This window comes from Leeuwenhoekiella marinoflava DSM 3653, assembly GCF_900129005.1.
Classification (GTDB): domain Bacteria; phylum Bacteroidota; class Bacteroidia; order Flavobacteriales; family Flavobacteriaceae; genus Leeuwenhoekiella; species Leeuwenhoekiella marinoflava.
This window is the reverse complement of record NZ_FQUN01000020.1, coordinates 85,925-105,699: the sequence shown is the minus strand read 5'-3', so window position 1 is coordinate 105,699 and position 19,775 is coordinate 85,925. Positions and strand designations below refer to the sequence as shown.

At 37.2% G+C, this 19,775-nt stretch carries 21 protein-coding genes and 1 tRNA gene; 13 read left to right on the top strand and 9 right to left on the bottom strand.

Annotated elements, in window-relative coordinates; genetic code table 11:
• The first annotated feature begins 122 nt into the window (after window positions 1-122).
• Window positions 123-242 carry a transposase gene (locus BUB91_RS21395; RefSeq protein WP_317041359.1) on the top strand — a complete coding sequence of 40 codons (120 nt, stop codon included), beginning with the start codon at window positions 123-125 and terminating at the stop codon, window positions 240-242.
• 217 nt (window positions 243-459) lie between these two features.
• On the opposite strand, the gene BUB91_RS17100 is transcribed toward BUB91_RS21395, so the two are convergent.
• Window positions 460-533 (bottom strand) — tRNA-Arg (locus BUB91_RS17100).
• A 108-nt stretch (window positions 534-641) separates the two neighbouring features.
• Here BUB91_RS17100 and BUB91_RS17095 point away from each other — a divergent pair.
• Together BUB91_RS17095 and BUB91_RS17090 are read left to right on the top strand one after the other, a co-directional pair.
• Window positions 642-890, top strand: a complete 249-nt coding sequence (locus BUB91_RS17095; protein WP_073100496.1) for a hypothetical protein — start codon at window positions 642-644, stop codon at window positions 888-890.
• Window positions 891-1,015: 125 nt separating this feature from the next.
• Window positions 1,016-1,624: an alpha-ketoglutarate-dependent dioxygenase AlkB family protein gene (locus tag BUB91_RS17090; RefSeq protein ID WP_073100495.1), complete on the top strand. Its 609-nt coding sequence runs from the start codon at window positions 1,016-1,018 to the stop codon at window positions 1,622-1,624.
• Window positions 1,625-2,314: 690 nt separating this feature from the next.
• Here the strand turns inward: BUB91_RS17090 and BUB91_RS17085 are convergent.
• Window positions 2,315-2,686, bottom strand: a complete 372-nt coding sequence (locus tag BUB91_RS17085; RefSeq protein WP_073100494.1) for a hypothetical protein — start codon at window positions 2,684-2,686, stop codon at window positions 2,315-2,317.
• Window positions 2,687-3,171: 485 nt separating this feature from the next.
• On the opposite strand from BUB91_RS17085, the gene BUB91_RS17080 reads away from it, so the two are divergent.
• From BUB91_RS17080 to BUB91_RS17070, 3 genes are read left to right on the top strand one after another with little or no spacing between them, the layout of a single operon-like run.
• Window positions 3,172-3,594 carry a DoxX family protein gene (locus BUB91_RS17080; RefSeq protein ID WP_073100493.1) on the top strand — a complete coding sequence of 141 codons (423 nt, stop codon included), beginning with the start codon at window positions 3,172-3,174 and terminating at the stop codon, window positions 3,592-3,594.
• Window positions 3,595-3,596: 2 nt separating this feature from the next.
• Entirely contained in the window at window positions 3,597-4,070 is a 474-nt protein-coding gene (locus BUB91_RS17075; RefSeq protein WP_073100492.1) for a glutathione peroxidase, read from the top strand.
• On the top strand, window positions 4,070-4,528 hold the full coding sequence (locus BUB91_RS17070; protein WP_073100491.1) for a MarR family winged helix-turn-helix transcriptional regulator: 459 nt from the start codon (window positions 4,070-4,072) through the stop codon (window positions 4,526-4,528). The genes BUB91_RS17075 and BUB91_RS17070 overlap by 1 nt, the downstream gene beginning before the upstream one ends.
• Here the strand turns inward: BUB91_RS17070 and BUB91_RS17065 are convergent.
• From BUB91_RS17065 to BUB91_RS17050, 4 genes are all read right to left on the bottom strand, one after another.
• Window positions 4,525-7,281, bottom strand: a complete 2,757-nt coding sequence (locus tag BUB91_RS17065) for an Npt1/Npt2 family nucleotide transporter (protein ID WP_241652649.1) — start codon at window positions 7,279-7,281, stop codon at window positions 4,525-4,527. The two genes, BUB91_RS17070 and BUB91_RS17065, sit on opposite strands and share 4 nt — an antisense overlap.
• Window positions 7,282-7,357: 76 nt before the next feature.
• Window positions 7,358-8,296 (bottom strand): serine hydrolase, encoded by a 939-nt coding sequence (locus tag BUB91_RS17060; protein WP_073100490.1) that lies wholly within the window; start codon window positions 8,294-8,296, stop codon window positions 7,358-7,360.
• Between the two features lie 209 nt (window positions 8,297-8,505).
• Window positions 8,506-9,309: a lysophospholipid acyltransferase family protein gene (locus BUB91_RS17055; protein ID WP_073100489.1), complete on the bottom strand. Its 804-nt coding sequence runs from the start codon at window positions 9,307-9,309 to the stop codon at window positions 8,506-8,508.
• A 69-nt stretch (window positions 9,310-9,378) separates the two neighbouring features.
• Window positions 9,379-9,993: an NUDIX hydrolase gene (locus BUB91_RS17050; RefSeq protein ID WP_317041358.1), complete on the bottom strand. Its 615-nt coding sequence runs from the start codon at window positions 9,991-9,993 to the stop codon at window positions 9,379-9,381.
• A gap of 29 nt (window positions 9,994-10,022) precedes the next feature.
• Between BUB91_RS17050 and BUB91_RS17045 the strand changes: the two genes are divergently transcribed.
• Window positions 10,023-10,748 carry a peptidylprolyl isomerase gene (locus BUB91_RS17045; protein ID WP_073100487.1) on the top strand — a complete coding sequence of 242 codons (726 nt, stop codon included), beginning with the start codon at window positions 10,023-10,025 and terminating at the stop codon, window positions 10,746-10,748.
• A 35-nt stretch (window positions 10,749-10,783) separates the two neighbouring features.
• On the opposite strand, the gene BUB91_RS17040 is transcribed toward BUB91_RS17045, so the two are convergent.
• The 3 genes from BUB91_RS17040 to BUB91_RS17030 are packed head-to-tail and all read right to left on the bottom strand — an operon-like array spanning window position 10,784 to window position 12,706.
• Window positions 10,784-11,326, bottom strand: coding sequence for a pyridoxamine 5'-phosphate oxidase family protein (locus tag BUB91_RS17040; protein WP_073100486.1), 543 nt, complete (start codon window positions 11,324-11,326; stop codon window positions 10,784-10,786).
• Window positions 11,327-11,356: 30 nt separating this feature from the next.
• Window positions 11,357-11,983, bottom strand: coding sequence for a trimeric intracellular cation channel family protein (locus BUB91_RS17035; protein ID WP_073100485.1), 627 nt, complete (start codon window positions 11,981-11,983; stop codon window positions 11,357-11,359).
• On the bottom strand, window positions 11,984-12,706 hold the full coding sequence (locus BUB91_RS17030) for an RDD family protein (RefSeq protein WP_073100484.1): 723 nt from the start codon (window positions 12,704-12,706) through the stop codon (window positions 11,984-11,986).
• Between the two features lie 114 nt (window positions 12,707-12,820).
• Between BUB91_RS17030 and BUB91_RS17025 the strand changes: the two genes are divergently transcribed.
• The 6 genes from BUB91_RS17025 to BUB91_RS17000 are packed head-to-tail and all read left to right on the top strand — an operon-like array spanning window position 12,821 to window position 18,989.
• Window positions 12,821-13,810, top strand: a complete 990-nt coding sequence (locus BUB91_RS17025) for a stage II sporulation protein M (RefSeq protein WP_073100483.1) — start codon at window positions 12,821-12,823, stop codon at window positions 13,808-13,810.
• Entirely contained in the window at window positions 13,788-14,648 is an 861-nt protein-coding gene (locus BUB91_RS17020; protein WP_073100482.1) for a YciC family protein, read from the top strand. The genes BUB91_RS17025 and BUB91_RS17020 overlap by 23 nt, the downstream gene beginning before the upstream one ends.
• Window positions 14,641-15,387 (top strand): DUF4129 domain-containing protein, encoded by a 747-nt coding sequence (locus tag BUB91_RS17015; protein ID WP_073100481.1) that lies wholly within the window; start codon window positions 14,641-14,643, stop codon window positions 15,385-15,387. Before BUB91_RS17020 ends, BUB91_RS17015 begins: the two co-directional genes overlap by 8 nt.
• Window positions 15,384-16,604, top strand: a complete 1,221-nt coding sequence (locus BUB91_RS17010; protein WP_073100480.1) for a DUF4350 domain-containing protein — start codon at window positions 15,384-15,386, stop codon at window positions 16,602-16,604. The genes BUB91_RS17015 and BUB91_RS17010 overlap by 4 nt, the downstream gene beginning before the upstream one ends.
• Window position 16,605: 1 nt before the next feature.
• Entirely contained in the window at window positions 16,606-17,649 is a 1,044-nt protein-coding gene (locus BUB91_RS17005) for an AAA family ATPase (RefSeq protein WP_073100479.1), read from the top strand.
• Between the two features lie 8 nt (window positions 17,650-17,657).
• The gene (locus tag BUB91_RS17000) at window positions 17,658-18,989 is read left to right on the top strand and encodes a DUF58 domain-containing protein (protein WP_073100499.1); all 1,332 of its coding nucleotides are present in this window, start codon (window positions 17,658-17,660) and stop codon (window positions 18,987-18,989) included.
• Window positions 18,990-19,775 lie beyond the last annotated feature (786 nt).

Below are 19,775 nucleotides of genomic sequence, written 5' to 3'. Positions count from 1 at the left end.
GCTTTCTCCAAATCCAGAAGTATAGGTTGCATAAATACCAGAATATTCCGTAATTAACCAGCTGGATAAGGCTTTTAATACCATAGCCAACACCATAACACTTAACTACAGATCCATTCTTAATTACTTTATCAATCAATAGAAGTACAAACGCTTCAGCAGAATCCTTTAATGCCAAAGTAAAGGCTTTTAGATCACAATTTAGAGGAGTGAGGAATACCGAATACTTCTTATTCGCTTGATTAAATTATATTCTTAAAATCGTAAAAACCCAGATTTTGGACTTGATCCGTGAAAAATGTTGAATTCTTCTTATATAGATTAACCACAATTTTTGCTTAAACACAACAATTAGACTTTATCCCAAATACGGATCAAATTATATGAATATCACAAAACATAAAACCCTGTAAATCATATGATTTACAGGGTTTTGATTTAGTTTATAAGCTAAATTTGTGATCGCAGCAGGATTCGAACCTGCGACCGTCTGCTTAGAAGGCAGATGCTCTATCCAACTGAGCTATGCGACCCTTTTTGCGGGTGCAAATATAATGCTTTAACTAAAAAGTGAAAGCATTACTTGATAAAAAAATTAAAAATAAATAATTACAAAAGCCAAATCGTTAATAATCTGGATTTTGCAATTAAAAAAAATTAAAATAAGCTGCCATTTAAAATCGCAACCTAACAAATCGCTCATACTTCAAGTATTTGAACTTCCCACCTATTCCGGTATCTGGAATTCCTTAGGCGCCGACGAAGAAGAACAAGCCGAATATTACACCGAATTTTTAACTTTCGCAAAAGCGAATCAATTGCATTATACCTTATGGGCACTTTATGATTTTGAAGAAATTCCAGCAACTGTTGTGGAACGATTCCCTTAGAGAAAAGCCCAATAAAAGCATTTCGATTTGATTGATAAAAATGGTGATGCAAAACCGGCACTATCTATTATTAAAAACATTCAGGATTAAGCTGCTCAACTCATAAATTTGCTGAAAAACACGTTATGAAATTATTTGATCTGGAACCAGATCCTTCAAAAAACCTACTGCCAAAAGATGGTATGGTAACCTACTCCGGTAAACTGTTTTCTCAGGAAGAAGCAGCCTTCTATTTTCAGCATTTAATGCATCATATCGAGTGGCGTAACGATGAAGCTGTTATGTTTGGAAAAAAGATTATTACCAAGCGCAAAGTAGCTTGGTATGGCGATGCTCCTTTCTCATACACGTATTCTAAGGTTACAAAACACGCCCTGTTATGGACCGAAGAATTGAAAAATCTTAAATCAAAAATTGAACAAGAAAGCGGTGAAAACTTCAACTCGTGTTTATTGAATTTATACCATAACGGCAGTGAAGGAATGGGTTGGCACAGTGACGGCGAAAAAGATCTCAAAAAAGACGGAGCAATAGCTTCAGTAAGTTTTGGAGCCGAACGTAAATTTGCTTTTAAGCACAAAAAGACTAGAGAAAAAGTGGATTTAAATCTTGAAAGTGGCAGCTTACTAATTATGAAAGGTAAAACGCAAACACACTGGCTACATCGCTTACCTCCTACTAACAAGATACATTCAGCACGAATAAATCTGACTTTTAGAACTATAATAGGGTAATCTCTAAACGATATTATAATCTCGATTATATAAAGTGGGGTAAAAAGCTCCTTAAATTGAAATCAGGTATTTTTGATTTTTTTGAATTTATCAGCGATTACACTCATCGGTTGCGCCATAGCCGCGGCATAATTTGCTTTTGCCGTCTCCACACACTATTTCAGATTAGCCAATACTTTGTATAATGCAGTGGAGAGCTCTTCAATATTGTTCAGCTGAAAAAAGTGCGCCTTATAACCTTCTTCACGAGATAAATCTCCAGGTCGCCGAGGTTTGGTATAATCACCACTTTATCATAACTTCTTACCTGATGCAAAATGCCGCTTTCCCGGTAATAAAAGTCCCAATGCTACAGGAATTTTCTTATCTCCAAATTTCATCAACTGAAGATTGAATAAAATACCGTCTGGCTGTGTTTGACGAATTGTGGTTTAATTGCTATTAGAGTCTTTTAAATCAACAACCAAAAATTCTCAATAGCTTTCTACATAGCACGAAGTATATAAAAACGAAAAACCCGCGCTCTCGCGACGGGCCTTTCTCCCAACTTAAACTCGTGAATCAATTATGATTTGGGGTAATCAAAAATGCTTAGTATCCGGTTATTATGATTTGGGTGTTTTGAAGTCAGGTCCGGTTACTAAAAAGATTTGGGGTTTGAGCTTAAGAGGATCTATTATGATTTGGGAATTATACAACTTTTATAGGGTTCTTAATATTAGCAAGTTCAAGTGGCCTGTGTGCATAAATGGTTACACCGGTAAATTTCACTTTCTCTAGCTGATACAATCTTAAAATTGCAGCAGGTAATTCTGATACTATCCCTTCAGATTTTTTCAATTTATTTTTAAAATCAACATCTGGATTTTCAAATACTACCTTTACGCTTTCAGCGCTTATAATTGTATTTTTAAAAAATGGCTTTGATTCTTTAGTGTCATTTGCAAGAAGTGCGGTAGACACGAAAAAGAATAGAAGAAGGGTAGTTATTCTAAGCATGTTGTTGGGTGGTTTTGTTTGTATTACATCCCAAATATATAACCATTCATCCTTTAAAAGCAATTATTTTCGACGAAATGCAAACATTTTTAAAATTTTATTGATATTCATCAATTAAGTATATCATTTTCGTTTATTTTCCTACAATTAATTCTTACAAGTAATAGTTTTCAATTCTTAGATTTTTTATTAAAACAAGATTTGAATAACTAAAAGTAAAATCATATTCAGGTTTTACATCAAAACAAGCTGTAACAGTTAGTATGATCTATACCACAGATTCTGGTGCTAACAATCCCAAGCTGTTGTTAACTTCTTTATACTATGGGTTGACCAAAAAACCAGCTATCTTTAATTTTACTCGATAATCGAGGTTTAAATGCTACTAGACTTCCCTCGAAGTCAAAAGCTGTTTCCTTTTAATGCCTTATGGGCCTGCCTTTGTCGGTAGACAGGCTTGTCCCAAGATGATTTACATAAAAACTTCACTAAATATCTTTTTTAAAGTATATTTACATCGTGCGCGATTTAATCGTAAAAGATACACTATGAAAACTTCAACAACTCAAAACGTATTTAGAATACTATTAGGTACTATGATGCTGCTGGCCGGTATAGGTCACCTCACCTTTCAACGAGATGAATTTAAGGCGCAGGTACCGCGCTGGCTGCCTACCGATCCTGCATTTATGGATTTTGTGGTTTTAGCTTCAGGTGTAACCGAAATTCTTCTGGGTCTCGCCTTGATTTTTCTTATTAAATACAAAGTGAAGATCGGACTCTTTCTGGCGATTTTCTACATTCTGATTTTTCCCGGCAATATCTCACAGTATACCAATGGTATAGACGCTTTTGGACTTGATACAGATCTAAAGCGTTTTACCCGTTTATTTTTTCAGCCGGTTTTAATTCTATGGGCACTTTGGTCTACCGGTGCTATTCCTTATTTAAAAAATCTAAAAAACAACTAGTTATGAATTTTTATGATCTAGAAGCAAAGACACTACAGGAAAAAACCATTCCTATGCGTTTTTATAAAGGTAAAACAGTTGTCGTTGTAAATACTGCAAGCAAGTGCGGACTTACACCTCAATATGAAGGACTTGAGGAATTGTATAAAAAGTATAAAGATCAAGGTCTTGAAATTTTAGGTTTTCCGTGTAATCAATTCGGGAATCAAGAGCCCGGTTCTGCAGATGATATTGAAGCATTTTGTCAGGTAAATTATGGCGTTAGCTTTACCATGTTTGATAAAGTAGATGTAAATGGCTCTCAAACTCACCCGATTTTTAAATACTTAAAATCTGAGTTAGGCGGATTGTTAGGACGTAAGATAAAATGGAATTTCACCAAATTTCTCATAGACAAAAACGGAAAGCCAATAAAACGCTATGCTCCTATTGCTAAACCACACAAAATGGAAGCTTCAATTAAAAGATTACTTTAATGGATGACGCTTCAGTTTTATATTTAGAAAATCAGTTTTGCTTTCCGCTTTATGCGGCATCGCGGCTTACGACAAAACTATATGCGCCTTTGTTAAAAGAATTAGAGCTTACGTATCCTCAATATTTAGTGCTTTTGGTTCTTTGGGAAAATGATTTACAAACGGTAAACGAGATCGGCAACTGCTTGTTATTAGAATCAAATACCTTAACTCCACTTCTCAAACGATTAGAACAGAAAAAACTCATCAAGCGAACACGTAAGAAAGAAGACGAGCGCATTGTTACAATCGCTCTTACAGCACCGGGTAAAGCATTACAGGAACGTGCAGTTTTAATTCCGCAGCAGATAGCTTCATTATTTAAAGATACAGGCTTAACTGAAGAAGACTATGTCTTTTTTCAGCAAACCCTCCTTAAACTCGTAAGCACTCTAAAAGATGAAACCTCAAAAATTTAATCTTTTAAAGTATCTATTAACGCGGGCTGTAATTTTTTAAGAGCCAAGGATGCAAAAGAGCGCACATCTTTGTTCTTTGCCGTGATTTGCAATTCTGCGAGTAATGGTAGGAAAGTAGTATCTCCTAAAAACTGAATCAAATAGATAACAGGTAATCTCAGGTGGCCGTCACCCACTTCAATAAGTTTGACTAAAGCCTTATTAAAACTAATGTCTGAATCTACGAGTATTTCTTCATAAACATCTGCATCTTCAATTATGGCGAGTTCTAATAACGGTAATAACACGTGTCTCAATTTGGGCGACAGAATATTATCTAAAAACTCAATCGCGTTAGCCCTTGTATCTCTGTCTGTACTTATAAAACCTTTGTAAGCAACATCAAGATCTTTTCTACTGTAATAAACAGCGAGTAACTTAAAGATGGTCTCAATTCTTAATTGAAGCTGTTTATCCAGAATTTCTAACAGACCTTTACGAGCTATTTCTAATTCAATTTTATCGTCAGAAGAAATCAGATTCTCATAAGCTTCAGCATTAAAATTGCTTTTGATCACCTTGCGGCTGCTAACAATATCCCGATATTCAAACGTATATTCTAACAACAATCTAAAAATAGTCTTAGGAAAGAAATTGAGTTTTGGGTTTTTACTCTTGAGTCGATATAAAGATTTTGCTGAAGCTCGGCGTATAAGATTATCTCTACTCTTCAATAAACGCAACAAAACGCGAACCGAAGCTTGTGTTTCAAAAGTTTGAATTACTGCAGGAATATACTTTTTGGTGTTGTTCTTCAGCAACTTTTCAGCCTCTCGAGCGAGCAACTCTTCGCTGATGGATTCTCCGTAATTTTTTAGGGCTTCGATTGCTACATTACGATATTCTTTTACTGTTAAAAAGTCAATTAGCGCATCAATAAACATCAGCTCACCGGAAATTCCTGCAGCTTCAATGGCGTGACTTACAATATGTGGATTTCGGTTATTAAAATTCGCCGAGATGAATGAATAAAATTGTGGAATTTGGGCATAACCTATGGATTCTAATAAAAACGATAATTCTTCGGGACGATGATCGCTGTTAGGCAACTCGAGTTCAGCTAGCCAAAGCTCAATACGCAACTCCAGATTGTACCGAGATGCAATTTTTTTATTTTGTCGAGCTTCTTTTGCCAAGCATAGTAACGCTGCATGAGCGATGTAATCACTGCTGTGATTCAGGTAGGAATCAAAGATTCGGTTATCATTAAGTGAGGTATGCAAAATCAGATAGTTCATCGCAGCATAAACCACTTCATCATCTTTCAAATACACCATTTTCCGAACGGCTTCCAGCGCTGTACCTTCAGGATAATGATACAATTGATTGATCGCAGCAATTTTAACAGCATCATTCTCATGCTCTAATAACGGAATTATTTTATTCCGCAAGATCTTAGCATTTCTTGAATTGATGTGCTCTAAATACCTTACTATTTGTTCTGTATCACCAGAAGCTAAAATACGCTTACCCAATTCTAAAGGAGACTTACGTTTTCTTCTAGATGTACCTTCAGAAAGTTCTACAGCCTCCCTGAGACTCTGTCTAAAACTTTTAAAATAAGAATCACGAACCTTAAAAATTCCAACGATCCAGATGAGGATTAAGAACAGAATAATTACTGTTACATAATTTGAAGGAAGCGAAAGTGCTTTGATTACAAAGATTAATAAACAACCAGCAATACCAGTAGCAACACTATCAACCACAACATCAATAAATGACTTGGTACGGTTTTTTATCTCTAAGGAAATGGGAACCATCGCCAACTCGGTAGCCGCTTTATTAACCGATTGTTTTAAGCTGCCGTCTAGGCCTTTTATGATAATTAGCACCCATAGCTCCGGAAAAGTCAAAAACAACAAAGAGCCTAAGGCTATGCTTAAAGGAAGGATCAATAGCGAACTGTTTACGCCTAGTTTTTCTACAACCCGATTAGTTAAAAATAATTGAATCCCCAACGAAACGAGATTGAAGGTTGAAAACCAAAAACCAAAAAACGATGCTAAGCGATCTGCATCCGGTATGGCCTGGCTTGCAAAATCACTAAACTGAAAGTCTACCAGTTTTGCTACAATAACCCCAAGTCCTATTATTAACGCTAAAAAAGTTAAGTGCTTTGATTTTAAAAGCAGTTTAAAAGCAGTATCGCCTATATTGTGATGAGCATTTGTATATCGTGAAGTTCTACTAACATAACCCTTTTTATAAATCATTGAAAGTATCGGGATACAGGCTAAAATAAAAACCGAAGCTATAAGCAACATATTTCCGTTACCGATAAAAGGTACCAGAATAGTCGTCAGATAACCTCCAAAAATTCCACCTGCAATAGCACCAGATCCTATAAAACCAAATAGTCGTTTTGCCTCTCTGGCATTAAAAACCATATTTGCCAATAACCAAAACTGACTGGTTGTGAGTACGGCAAAAATTCCGCTAATGACATAATAGATGTACAAAGTTGCAGAACCTATGACCTGCATTTTATACAAAACACTCAGCAGAATAAAGGCAAATGCAAAGAAGTATAGTGAGAAAACCATAATGCGCCTCAATGAATAGCGCCTCACTGCCTGATTGTAAAAATAAGAAGTGATTATAGCTGTAGCTGCTATAAAAAGATACCCAAATGCAAGATTATCTGCCCCCAGTCCTTCTAGAAAAAGGGCATTTACAGTAGGCTTAACGATCAATAAAATTGTAATGATCAAAAAGACATATAACTGCATGAAAAAAGAGATGGTGATTTCACCATCTCTTATATTAAAAGTCTTTTTGAGAAATTTCCTAATCACCAATACTGCCTGCGCCTTTTGTAGCACTTGCGAGTAAAGTTCGAGATTTTTGAATAGCTTTCTCTACAGGAAATACTAAATTTCTTATAATTTGTTCACCGTTAGGATCTTCAACTAAAGCTACAAGAATATATTTGCGGCCATTATCACCCCACACTAAAATAGAATCAGAGTGGTATTGTTTCCAAGAACCAGATTTTCTAAACAAACGTGCATTAGGTGCAATACGCTCTAGCGTGTTTACAAACTTGTGATGTAGTGAAGGATTCTCCATAATATCAAGCATTGCTTTAGAACGCTCCAGACTTACTAATTTACCCGTAACTAATTTGTAATAAAATCTACATACTTGTTCTGCAGTAGCTGCGTGACTCAAACCTTTAATAGGATCTGGTCTACGTTCACCGGCAGCAGCATAACGCTTACCTACCCATAAACCACCACCATGAGCTTTATCATACAATTTGTATTTATCACTTTGTAATACACTTGATATCTTATCATAACCCAGGCGATCAATCATACGCGTACTAGCTTGGTTGTTAGATTTACTAATCATCAACCACATATCTTTTTTTATCTCTGCCGTTTCTTTTAACTCTCCTTTTTCGATAGCATCCATTGCAGAAAGAAGAATTGCGATCTTAGGTAAGCTCGCTGCATACATCATTTCTTCACCGTTAAGACCGGCATATTGAATCGCATTAGGATCATCAAGACTCACAATACCTACAGCCATCTTCTTTTGATCAACAAGACGCTTCATTGTAGGGTCTTTAGCGATCTGAGAATACAATTGAGAAGTTAAGATTGAACTATTAAAATCTTCCAGTGGGGCATCTATACAATCTTTAAATGGAAGTTCTTGGGCTGTTACTTTTGAAGCTATTACTACTACTAGCAATAGGATTAACAAATTTATTTTTTTCATAGACAATTTTTGGGTGTGCTTGATTTTGGGGTTTAACGCAATATTTGCATTAATAGTATACAAAGGTTAAAGAAAAATCAAGTTAAAATCAATATTTAACATTCTTTATTTGAACACGTTGCAAGTCTTATGCCCAAGAATTGTTAAAATCAACTACGTTAAAATCATTCTGAAGTGTCAACTGCAATTAAAGAAGACTAACTCATTGATTAATAATCCCAACGTCTTGTTTGATTAAGTTCTTCCTCTTTCTGTAATTCTTCATGTGGAATCACCTTTAAAAAGGAAGGATGTTGTTCAATGGCGTACTCGATCATTTCTACAATATCTTCTATAGAATCGTTCTCATAATCAATGTCTAGTGGTTTTTTAATTTCCATAGTCTGAAGAATACCGCGCTTTTTAATACGAATTCCCTTTTTATCAAAAGAACGTCTAAAACCATCAATTACAATAGGAACAACAACGGGTTTGTATTGTTTGATAATATGCGCAGTTCCTTTACGAATGGGTTTCCAGGGTTTAGTAGTTCCTTGTGGAAATGTAATCACCCAACCATCGTGAAGTGCAATTCCTATATTTTCAGTATCGCTAAGATTTACCGGGCGATCAACTTCTTTTCCTTTTGAACGCCAGGTTCTACTTACCGAAACCGCACCGGCATAAGCCATAATACGCGGTAAAATCCCACTACGCATCGTCTCACTTGCAGCAACGTAATAGATATTGAGTTTAGGCTGCCACAAATATCCCACATTTTTTATACTGTCTACCCTACCGCTTAAACTCGCGTTAAACACGTGAAACATCGCCACAACATCTGCAAAATACGTCTGGTGATTCGACACAAAAAGTACATTAGTATCTGGCAAATCTTTAATAATTTCAGAACCTTCTATTTGCAACGCATTAAAACCCCGGTAACGTCTGTGTGATAACGAACCGGCAATACGGATAAGCCACTTCTTGATGAAGTCATAATGCCCAAACGGATTGGTTTTTAAAAGTCCCATAGTTTTTATTACGTAATGAAAGGATAATTGTGAAATATAAAATTAAAACTTCAAACTATATACCGAAACTCAATCTAATTGTTGAAGTGCCCACTTAACTTCGCTAAGCATCATTGCTGTTGCACCCCATACTACGTGCTCTGTAAGGTAAAATGCAGGCACTTCTAACATAGTACCGTAAGATGTGTCGATACGCTGTTTAATAACTTTTTTCTCGTCTAAAAATTCTGTCAAAGGAACTTCAAGAATTGCTTCTACCTCAGCTTCTTCTTTTACAAAAACAGGCTTAGATTGTACAATACCTATAAACGGCTGAACCCAAAAATTACTAGGTGGAATGTATATTTTAGTCAATTTTTTGATGACTTCGATGGTATCGCGGTCGACTCCTATCTCTTCTTCGGTTTCGCGTAAAGCGGTCTCTTCTATTGATGCATCAAAAGCTTCTGCCTTACCTCCAGGAAAACCTACCTGGTTGCTATGCACACCTTTATAGGTTTTCCGTAGAATTAAAACCAGCGTGGTCTCCCCTGCTTCATTAGGATAAAATACAGCCATCACGCCTGCCCATCTTGGATTTTTTGCTTCTATATCTGTATCTTTCAACGCACGTATGCGTTCATCAGGTGCCATTAAGAATTGAGCATCTTGTCCCAATAAAGTCAAATTGCTTAATTTTGGCATTCGTTTTACAAACTCTTCAAACTGCATTTATGCGTATCTCTGTTACTTTAGTAATATTCGTTTTGGTATTAACCGGAGCCGGCTGTGAAGATAAAAAATCAAATCAAAAAACAACCGAATCGCAACCCGTTGAAAAAGTTGTAGATAGCACTCCTGAGCAAAAAGCAAAGGCCGAAAATGAGAAATTAAAAAAGAAAGCCGGTTCAATAATTGAATCTCAGGCAGAACTTATTCCATTTTTAACGGAATACGGAAAGAAGAATCCCGAGACGCGTGTACGCATCAAAACCAAGTTTGGAAATATTGAAATCCAACTCTACAGAGATACTCCTTTACATCGCGCAAACTTTATATTGCTGGTAAAACAAGGTTATTTTGACGATACAATGATTCACAGAAACGCACTGGATTTTGTCGTGCAAGGCGGAAACAGCGATGGCTATGAAACTCCAAAAAAACGCCAACGCATCGGTAATTATTTAATACCAAACGAGGCCAACTCAAATCACAAACACGTAAGAGGTGCCTTTTCTGCTGCTAAATATTTAGAGCAAAATATAAGTGCAGCTTCTTCTCCTTTTGAATGGTTTATTGTGGTTCCAGAACGCGGTGCACATCATCTGGATGGCGAGCATACCGTTTTTGGTCGTGTGACTAAAGGAATGGATGTTGTAGATGAAATAAACAAATTGAAAACTGACGACAACGAGTGGCCTATAGAAAATGTTTATCTGGAGGCTGAGTTGATTAAATAAATTTCCTACTCACTATTTCATTGCTGTCAGGATTATTATTCAAAAATTCCAGTATCTAATCCGTCGAGGCTGGTTTGATTTTTCTCGGTCCAGTATTCTTTGATTCCGCTTTTTCCTTTTTGTTCTGACCAAACTTTTAAGGTTTCGCGCTCGCCGGTATATTCCATAAACGGCACACCGAAACCACACGAAGTTTGTACCAAGTCAATATTCAATTTAAAAATTTGACGGGCTCCGGCAGTTTCTTCAAAATGATTGATGTGTTCACTAAAAGCTTTATCCCGTTCATGAAACACTTCGGCTTGGCCATATAATCTCAATATCAACGGATTTTTATCAAAAGAACAAAACATAATGGTCATTCTGGGATCTTTAAGCATATGTGCAGCAGTCTCATTGCCGCTGCCGGTCATATTGAGCCACAAAACTTCTTGCTCGTTTAAAATGTAAAATGTTGCCATCCCTTTGGGTGAAACATTTACACGACCTGTTTCTGCCGCAGTACCCACAAAGAATATTTTTTGATTGTTGATGAATTCCTTTAAATTATCTGTAAGCTGCGGAAGTTGTTTTCCCATAATTGTTGATTTTAGTGATACCGAAAATGGCTAGTCCTGCTCGCGCTCTGCTTTACTATAAATTGAAGGCAACTGTAACTCATAAACAACAGCAAGTGTTCTAATGAGTACCACCACAAAGCCTGAAATAACTGCGTTGATACCTGAAGAAACACCATAAGAATGCAAAATCACATATAACGAACCGCCGGCAATACAAGCACTAGCATAGATTTCTTTTCTAAAAATGACAGGAATTTCATTGCATAAAATATCCCGAATCACACCTCCAAAACAGGCTGTTATTGTTCCCAAGGCTACACAAATAACAGGATCTAAATTTACCAGAAGTGCTATTTCTACACCGGTAATTGTGTATAAAGCAATACCGATAGTATCAAATAAAAATAATGACTTGCGCACATAACGCAGTTGTCTTCTGAATATAATACCGACTATGGTCGTAATCACAATGATATATACAGTTGAATTCAGTAACCAAGTAACTGGCGATTTACCGATTAATAAATCGCGGAGTGTTCCGCCTCCCACCGATGTTACGGTCGCAATAATGAGAATCCCAAAAAGGTCCATTCGCTTTTTTGTTGCACTAATAACCCCGGAAATCGCAAAAGCAATCGTCCCCAAAATATCGATGATGTCTGCGATACTTTCCATTTACTTCTGGGTGTAGTAATTATAATCTTTAAGAACACGATCTACAAAAGCAAACGGAGTTTCTTCTGGCGTAATCTGCATCGTTCTGGCGAGTTTTTCGCTAAGCTTTAGAATGACATTGTGCTTAGAATAACGCTTGGCATTGCTGTAAACCGTTTTCACTTTCTGAATATCTGCATCGGTAAAAACGGTTACCTGCGGATATTTTGGCACATAATCCTCGGCTATATCTTCTAATATGGTGTGGCTCAAACGCACTTTCTTACGTTCGGTTACAACGGTAGTTCCGGCAGCGATATCTCCCAAGCGTTGCCCTTTTCCATTTAATAAAATAGTAAAAACAGCAATACCTCCTGTGGTTAAGGCTACATCGATCACACGCATAATCCATCGCACAAAAAAACTACCGAAGCCCGGTTTTGATCCGTCTAGTTTTACAACACGTAAGCCAATTGCTGCTTTACCCGGTGTGCGACCGTCCCAGAATCCTTCAAAAAAAAGAAAGTATAAAAACGAAGGAATCCCAATAATCATAAAATAAATATTGATAGAAGAATCTTCATTGGAATCTAATCCAAAAGCAGTTACTAAAAAGATTGATGCTATCCAGTAAGCTCCTAGTATCAATAAATCAATGAGGTAGCTTAGTATGCGATCCCCTATTCCCGCGACCTGCTGCTGAATGCTCACATTTTGTGCGGTTTCAATTTGAAAGTTATCCATGAATTCTTTTTCTTTACCTAATTAAGTAGGATTTGGAGTTTATCTCTAAACTAATTAAACTACACATCGCTAAACAGGGAATCGAACCTGATTAATTAAACGAATAACCAGACCATGCGCGAGGCGGCTTTTGTGAAGCAAAATAAGGATAAATGGTTAAGATTTGAAAACGTTCTGGAAGAGAATCAATCTGATTTATCTCCAGACGAGTTATCTTCTTTGTATCTGGAGGTTACAGATCACCTGAGTTATGCTAAAACTTTTTATCCAAAAAGTAAAACTACGCAGTATCTTAATTATCTCGCATCTCAATCTCATCAAAAGATCTACAAGACCAAGCGCGAGTCTAGCCGCAGATTCATCACTTTTTTTACTGAAGAGTTCCCGGTGTTGATGTTTAAATATCAAAAGCAGTTGCTTCTTTCTTTTGCTACATTTTTAATCTTTTGCATCATTGGGGCTTACAGCGCAGCAACAGACGGAGCTTATGTGCGCAGTATTCTGGGCGATGGTTACGTCAATATGACTTTAGAAAACATACAGAACAATGACCCGATGCGGGTATATAAAGAGATGAACGAGGTTGAGATGTTTATGGGCATTACTGTAAACAACATCAGGGTTGCACTTATGGCATTTATATTAGGAATACTTTTTAGCATTGGTTCGCTATATATGATGATGCAAAACGGTGTGATGCTGGGCTCTTTTCAATATTTCTTTTATGATAAAGGTTTATTGTGGGAATCTGTGCGCACGATCTGGATTCACGGTACTATTGAAATTTCAGTAATCATTATTGCGGGTGCTGCAGGATTGGTTTTAGGAAATGGCATTTTATTTCCGGGAACCTATACCCGACTCGAATCGTTTAAACGCAGTATGAAAGACGGACTGAAAATCGTGGTGAGTACCATTCCGTTTTTTATCATTGCCGGTTTTCTGGAAGGTTTTGTAACCCGCCATACCGAAATGCCAGACTGGCTTGCCATTTTTATTGTTAGTATTTCTTTGTTACTAATTCTGTTTTACTACGTCGTATACCCCAGAATCGCTTATAAAAAACAACTACATCCATTAAATGAAAGAATTGATCACCTTTAAAAAGCAACGGGAATTAGGAGAGATTATTACAGATACCTTTAAATTTCTCCGTCTGGAATACAAACCGCTGTTTAAAGCCTTACTGCGCAATGCCGCAATTCCGTTTTTAATCTTAATTGGTATCTCTGCCTATTACACGGGGATCTCTACAGATTTTGATATGTTTAGTAATGATATGTTTAACGCTGCAAATATTATACTGCCGCTGATAGGTTTATTTATTGCTGTGTTTTTTTACTACGGAATCTTATATGGTACGATTCTCAACTTTATCAAACTCTATATTAAAAATCAAGGTGATGTTGACCAAGATGAACTCAAATCTTTAGTGCGGCGAGACCTGGGTAATTTGACTGGTCTTACGTTTCTGATTGCAATTATGATCTTTTTTGGGTTTATGCTTTGCTTTTTCCCGGGAGTCTATGTTGCCGTCCCGTTATCGTTAACATGGGCAATCTTGGTTTTTCAAAATCAATCTGTGGGTGATTCTATCTCAGACAGTTTTAGACTCGTTAAAGATGAGTGGTGGATTACCTTTGCGACTATGTTTGTTTTAGGCTTGTTGATGTGGGTTGCAAGTTTTGTATTTTCTTTACCTGCACTCATTTATACTATAACTAAAGGCTTAACTTCCGCAGAACAAATATCTCAGGGAGATCTATCTAGTATGTTTGATTGGGTTTATATTCTCTTAAACGTACTCTCTTCAGCTGTACAATATATTTTAGCAGGAATTTTCGCTATTGCGATCGCTTTTATTTATTTCAATCTGAATGAAAAAAAGAATCAAACCGGAACTTTTGAAACTATAGAAAGTATAGGTTCTGATAATGATTAAAAACCTGCTTTACATACTCGTTTTCTTATATTCTTTTGATTGTATCAGTCAGACCGCAACTATTGATACTACTGAATTTATTCAGGAAGTTCAATATGACAAAAGTGCTATCACACCCTTGCAGTTTGATGACGAAGCCATACAAGAACTGAAACAAGGCGAAGCATTTGATTATGTTGAGTTTGTCCCGCCAGATAATATTTGGACGCGTTTTAAAAGCTGGATCAATGGATTGTGGAATTCTTTTATTGATTGGATTTTGCAGGGAAATGAAGCCACAGGGATTTTGGGGTTTTTGGTCAAGGCACTGCCCTATTTACTCATTGCAGGAGTTCTCGCATTTTTAGTATGGCTTTTCTTACGCATTGATCTGGGCGGTTCTCCTCTTAAAAATACAGAACTCAATAAAGTGATTCTTTCTGACGAACAGGATATCATTGAGACGCAAGATATACATAGCTTGATTACTCAGGCAGTACGTGAAAACAAGTATAGACTCGCAGTGCGTTTTTACTATTTATTGGTGCTTCAAAAATTATCACAGAAAGACATTATAGACTGGCAGGTTCAAAAAACAAATGCCGATTATGTTTATGAGATTAAAAGCGAAAAATTACGCAAAGAATTCACCAAACTTACCCGCATTTACGATTTTATCTGGTACGGTAATTTTGATGTGAATGAAACGGATTTTCTAAAAGCAGAAAAAGAGTTTAAACAAATAACCGCCACGCTATGAGTAGACGTTATAAAATAATGGCGGTTCTTTTGGTGGCTTTTCTATCGCTTTTGATCGTTGGCGAAGCCACACAACCCGCACCGGTAAATTGGTTTCCGGGTTATGGGAAGCAAGATAAAATTCCGTTTGGCACGTATGTTTTCTATGATCAGCTTCCTTCCCTAATTGATGAAGAACGCTTAGAAGACGTCACTATTCCGCCTTTTGAATTTTTGCTTGATTCTACAGATCTACCTCAGGGCACGTATCTTTTTCTCAATTCCAGCGTGTATAATGATGCTTCAGAAAGCGTTAAACTACTAGATTGGGTTGCAAAAGGAAATACGCTATTTGTTGCTTCAAAAGCGATTAGCGAGACCATCCTAGACAGTTTGTGCTTAAACATGGAGTATCTTTCAGAAACCAGCGAACTCAAAAAACGTCCGTTAGTAAACCTCAGTAATCCGTCTTTAAAAGCTTCAAAACCCTATCGGTTGAATAAAGATGTAGGCACAGTATATTTTGATCAGATAGATACGACACAAACCACAATTTTAGGTATTTATGATCTTATCAGAAATAACGATTCTACGAAAATCCAAGAGCCTAAAGTCAATTTTATCAAAACTCCGTACAGAAGAGGAACAGTCATTCTGAATACTTTTCCCGAAGGCTTTACCAATGTGTTTATGCTAGACAGTCTTAACGCTAGTTACACGGCAAAAGCTTTGTCCTACCTTCCCAAAGAAGGAAAAATTTATCTGGATCACCATTACAAAAACAGCAAAGCCACTGCGGTCTCGCCACTCTATTTGATTCTCACAAACAAGTATTTAAAATGGTCGTGGTACACGCTCTTAATCGGGGCTTTGATATGGATTTATTTTGAAGGAAAACGCAAGCAACGCAGTATTCCTGTTATAAAACCACTACCCAACCAAACCCTTGATTACACCCGCACAATTGCCGGAATGTATCTTGACAAAAAAGACAACCGCCAGATCGCGATGCACCAGATCAATCATTTACTGGAATACATCAGAAGCACCTTTGCTCTGGCAACAGATCGCAGAGATTCGGCTTTTATAGAGAAGCTCGCTGCAAAAATCGGAATCGAGCAGGCAACAGTAAAAAACCTTATAAATTATACCATAACGATTAGACAAAAAGCAGTAGTCACCGAAGACGAATTGATCAAGCTGAATACGTTAATCGAAAATTTTAAAAACACCCATTAAAATGGAAAAACATAAAGATCAGGAAGACTTAAATTTGAATCAGGAGCATCCCCAAACACCATCTGAAGCTTCAGAAAATCTCGAATTTAAAAATAGAATTCCGCTTGAGGATTTACGCAAAAGCGTAGCGTCTTTAAAAGCTGAATTGGCTAAAGTTATCGTAGGTCAGCATGAGTTTATTGAACTGCTCATTGTAGCCTTATTGACAGACGGTCACGTTCTGATCGAAGGCGTACCGGGAATTGCAAAAACCGTTACGGCCAAGTTGTTTGCAAAGACGCTCAATACCGCGTTCAGTCGTATCCAGTTTACACCAGATTTGATGCCAAGTGATGTTTTAGGAACTTCGGTGCTCAATATGAAAACCAGCGATTTTGAGTTTAAACACGGACCTATTTTTTCAAATATTATTTTGATAGATGAGATCAACAGGGCTCCTGCAAAAACACAGGCTGCGCTTTTTGAAGTGATGGAAGAACGCCAAATTACCATAGATGGTCATAAATATGAGTTAGAAAAACCCTTTATGGTTTTAGCAACGCAAAATCCTATTGAGCAAGAAGGAACGTATGCCCTTCCGGAAGCACAATTAGACCGTTTTCTGTTTAAAATAAAAGTTGAATATCCAGATCTTGAAGATGAAATTCTAATTCTTAAAAGTCAGAATGCTAGAAAAGGTTCACAATTGGAAGTTGTAAATGCCATTCTATCGCCTGAAAAACTTCAGGAATATCGCGATCAAACCCGTCAGGTTTTAGTAGAAGAAAAAATACTGAATTATATCGCTTCGATTACAGTTAAATCCAGAACACATCCGCATTTGTATTTAGGAGGTTCGCCTCGTGCTTCATTAGCCATTATGAATTCGGCCAAAGCATTTGCAGCCATAAACGGTCGGGATTTCGTGACGCCAGAAGATGTTAAACGCGCAGTCACTCCTGTTTTAAGACACCGTGTTATTCTCTCTCCAGAACGTGAAATGGAAGGTATGACCCCGGAAACCGTTATTGAGATGCTTGTTCAATCTGTAGAAGTACCTCGCTAGTGCGCATCATAAACTTCATAAAAAATCTGTATTTAGGCAAACGTATATTCTACGTGCTTGCCGTTCTTATTGTGTTTTTCTTATTTTCATATTGGATTCACACGCTATATCCTATTGCTTTAGTTGGACTGTTTCTTTTAGCCATCATTGCACTTTTTGACAGCATTCTATTATTCAAAAGGAAAGACGGCATTCTTGCAACCCGGGAGTTAGCTGAAAAATTCTCAAACAGTGATCTTAATGAAGTACCGCTACGTATTCAAAACAAATACGGGTTTAAAATTGCGTATACCATCATTGACGAAATCCCTGTACACTTTCAAAAACGAGATTTTCTTAAATCAGGAAGTATTCCGGCGCGAGCCAAAAAATCGCTTATATACCGTTTAAGACCGGTAGATCGTGGAGTTTACACCTTTGGCAAATTGAATATTTATGTGAGTTCTCCGCTCCGTTTTGTTAAACGTCGTTTTTCCTTTGGGAAGGATCAGACTGTAAAAGTTTACCCTTCTTTTATACAAATGAAGAAATATGCGTTTCTTGCAATTGACAATAAACTGACGCAATTCGGCCTCAAGAAAATTCGCCGTATAGGTCACACAATGGAATTTGAGCAGATCAAAGATTACGTGAGCGGTGATGATGTGCGCACCATCAACTGGAAAGCCACTGCAAAACGCGGCAACCTGATGATCAATCAATTTCAGGATGAAAAATCACAACCTGTCTATTCAATTATAGATGCCAGCCGGGTGATGAAAATGCCCTTTGAAGGTTTGACTTTGCTCGATTATGCTATTAATAGTGCTTTAGCTTTTAGTAATATCGCGTTAAAAAAGAATGACAAAACCGGATTATTAACCTTCAGCAATACCATTCACAATCATCTTGCTGCAAGTAGTAAAAAAACGCATCTTAATACTATTCTGGAGGTTTTATATTCGATTAAAACTAATTTTCTGGATAGTGATTTTGGTCGGTTGTATGCCGAAGTCAAACGCAAAATCACCCACCGCAGCCTGCTGTTGTTGTACACCAATTTTGAACACGAAAGCGCCCTGCAGCGTCAACTCCCCTATCTGAAAGGCCTGGCACAAAAACACGTGCTGGTTGTTATCTTTTTTGAAAACACCGAGCTTACCGAACTTATCGCTAAAAAGGCCAACAACACCCCTGAAATTTACCACAAGACCATCGCTCAGAAAATGGACTATGAAAAAAAGCGTATGGTTAAAGAACTGGAACGCCATGGCATTCAAACCGTACTGACCAAACCCGAAGCGCTTACCGTAAACACCATCAACAAATACTTGGAAATCAAAGCCCGCGGTATTTTATAGCTTTTTTTGATGGAATAAGGAATTCTGTAAGGGGGATTACTTAAGAGCGTATATAGAGAAACGTATCCCAGACTCACCCGGGGCTTATGGTAGGCGTTTCCGGGTCATATCCCTGGGTGAAACACGGGTTAAACACGGGTGAACCTCGGGTGAACCTCGGGTGAACTGCGGGTGAACTGCGGGTGAACTGCGGGTGAACTGCGGGTGAAATTGTTTTACAGAAACTCAATTGAAGAAAAATAAATGTACTAGAAGATCTTATGGATTTGTTCTTTAGTGAGTGCTGCCGATTTGCGACAGACCAGCCTGCCGTTTAGCATAATACGTAATCCCATCGATAGTGCCTGTAAAAGCACTTAATTTAGAAACCAACTTTGCCATGACACTTCATTTTTAAGTCCACTAATATACAACCTAAAAAAGCCTTTTTCAAACATAAAATTCTTATTTTTAGATATTTGCATATTTCAAAATTGGAGTGCGACGAACGTTAGAAGTTATTCATTATTTGTTATTCCGGATTGCTTATTTCTAATTTATTATTAATGATTTTTCAAAGTTTACGGTTAAAGGTTACTGAAGGGGCGTTTTCTCCTCATCCCCGATCCTTCTCCCGCCCGAGAAGGGAGCTTGTCTTTAATTGAAGTTGAATCCAAAAACTAAAGATTATATTCTTCGATCTTCTTTTTCTTCAGTGTAGCACTAAGCCCCTTTAAAAATTTAGGGGCCTTGTTGCAGTTTTGTTTGGTCAGGTAAAATACCTAAGAAATGAATTTCACCAAGCAG

What these genes read in the sequence shown, in the direction of transcription:
- BUB91_RS17045 (WP_073100487.1), top strand. Translation starts at nt 10,023, where the DNA reads ATGCGTATCTCTGTTACTTTAGTAATATTCGTTTTGGTATTAACCGGA.
- BUB91_RS17040 (WP_073100486.1), bottom strand. Translation starts at nt 11,326, where the DNA reads ATGGGAAAACAACTTCCGCAGCTTACAGATAATTTAAAGGAATTCATC.
- BUB91_RS17030 (WP_073100484.1), bottom strand. Translation starts at nt 12,706, where the DNA reads ATGGATAACTTTCAAATTGAAACCGCACAAAATGTGAGCATTCAGCAG.
- BUB91_RS17075 (WP_073100492.1), top strand. Translation starts at nt 3,597, where the DNA reads ATGAATTTTTATGATCTAGAAGCAAAGACACTACAGGAAAAAACCATT.
- BUB91_RS17090 (WP_073100495.1), top strand. Translation starts at nt 1,016, where the DNA reads ATGAAATTATTTGATCTGGAACCAGATCCTTCAAAAAACCTACTGCCA.
- BUB91_RS17035 (WP_073100485.1), bottom strand. Translation starts at nt 11,983, where the DNA reads ATGGAAAGTATCGCAGACATCATCGATATTTTGGGGACGATTGCTTTT.
- BUB91_RS17080 (WP_073100493.1), top strand. Translation starts at nt 3,172, where the DNA reads ATGAAAACTTCAACAACTCAAAACGTATTTAGAATACTATTAGGTACT.
- BUB91_RS17060 (WP_073100490.1), bottom strand. Translation starts at nt 8,296, where the DNA reads ATGAAAAAAATAAATTTGTTAATCCTATTGCTAGTAGTAGTAATAGCT.
- BUB91_RS17070 (WP_073100491.1), top strand. Translation starts at nt 4,070, where the DNA reads ATGGATGACGCTTCAGTTTTATATTTAGAAAATCAGTTTTGCTTTCCG.
- BUB91_RS17010 (WP_073100480.1), top strand. Translation starts at nt 15,384, where the DNA reads ATGAGTAGACGTTATAAAATAATGGCGGTTCTTTTGGTGGCTTTTCTA.
- BUB91_RS17025 (WP_073100483.1), top strand. Translation starts at nt 12,821, where the DNA reads ATGCGCGAGGCGGCTTTTGTGAAGCAAAATAAGGATAAATGGTTAAGA.
- BUB91_RS17015 (WP_073100481.1), top strand. Translation starts at nt 14,641, where the DNA reads ATGATTAAAAACCTGCTTTACATACTCGTTTTCTTATATTCTTTTGAT.
- BUB91_RS17005 (WP_073100479.1), top strand. Translation starts at nt 16,606, where the DNA reads ATGGAAAAACATAAAGATCAGGAAGACTTAAATTTGAATCAGGAGCAT.
- BUB91_RS17020 (WP_073100482.1), top strand. Translation starts at nt 13,788, where the DNA reads ATGAAAGAATTGATCACCTTTAAAAAGCAACGGGAATTAGGAGAGATT.
- BUB91_RS17055 (WP_073100489.1), bottom strand. Translation starts at nt 9,309, where the DNA reads ATGGGACTTTTAAAAACCAATCCGTTTGGGCATTATGACTTCATCAAG.
- BUB91_RS17050 (WP_317041358.1), bottom strand. Translation starts at nt 9,993, where the DNA reads ATGCCAAAATTAAGCAATTTGACTTTATTGGGACAAGATGCTCAATTC.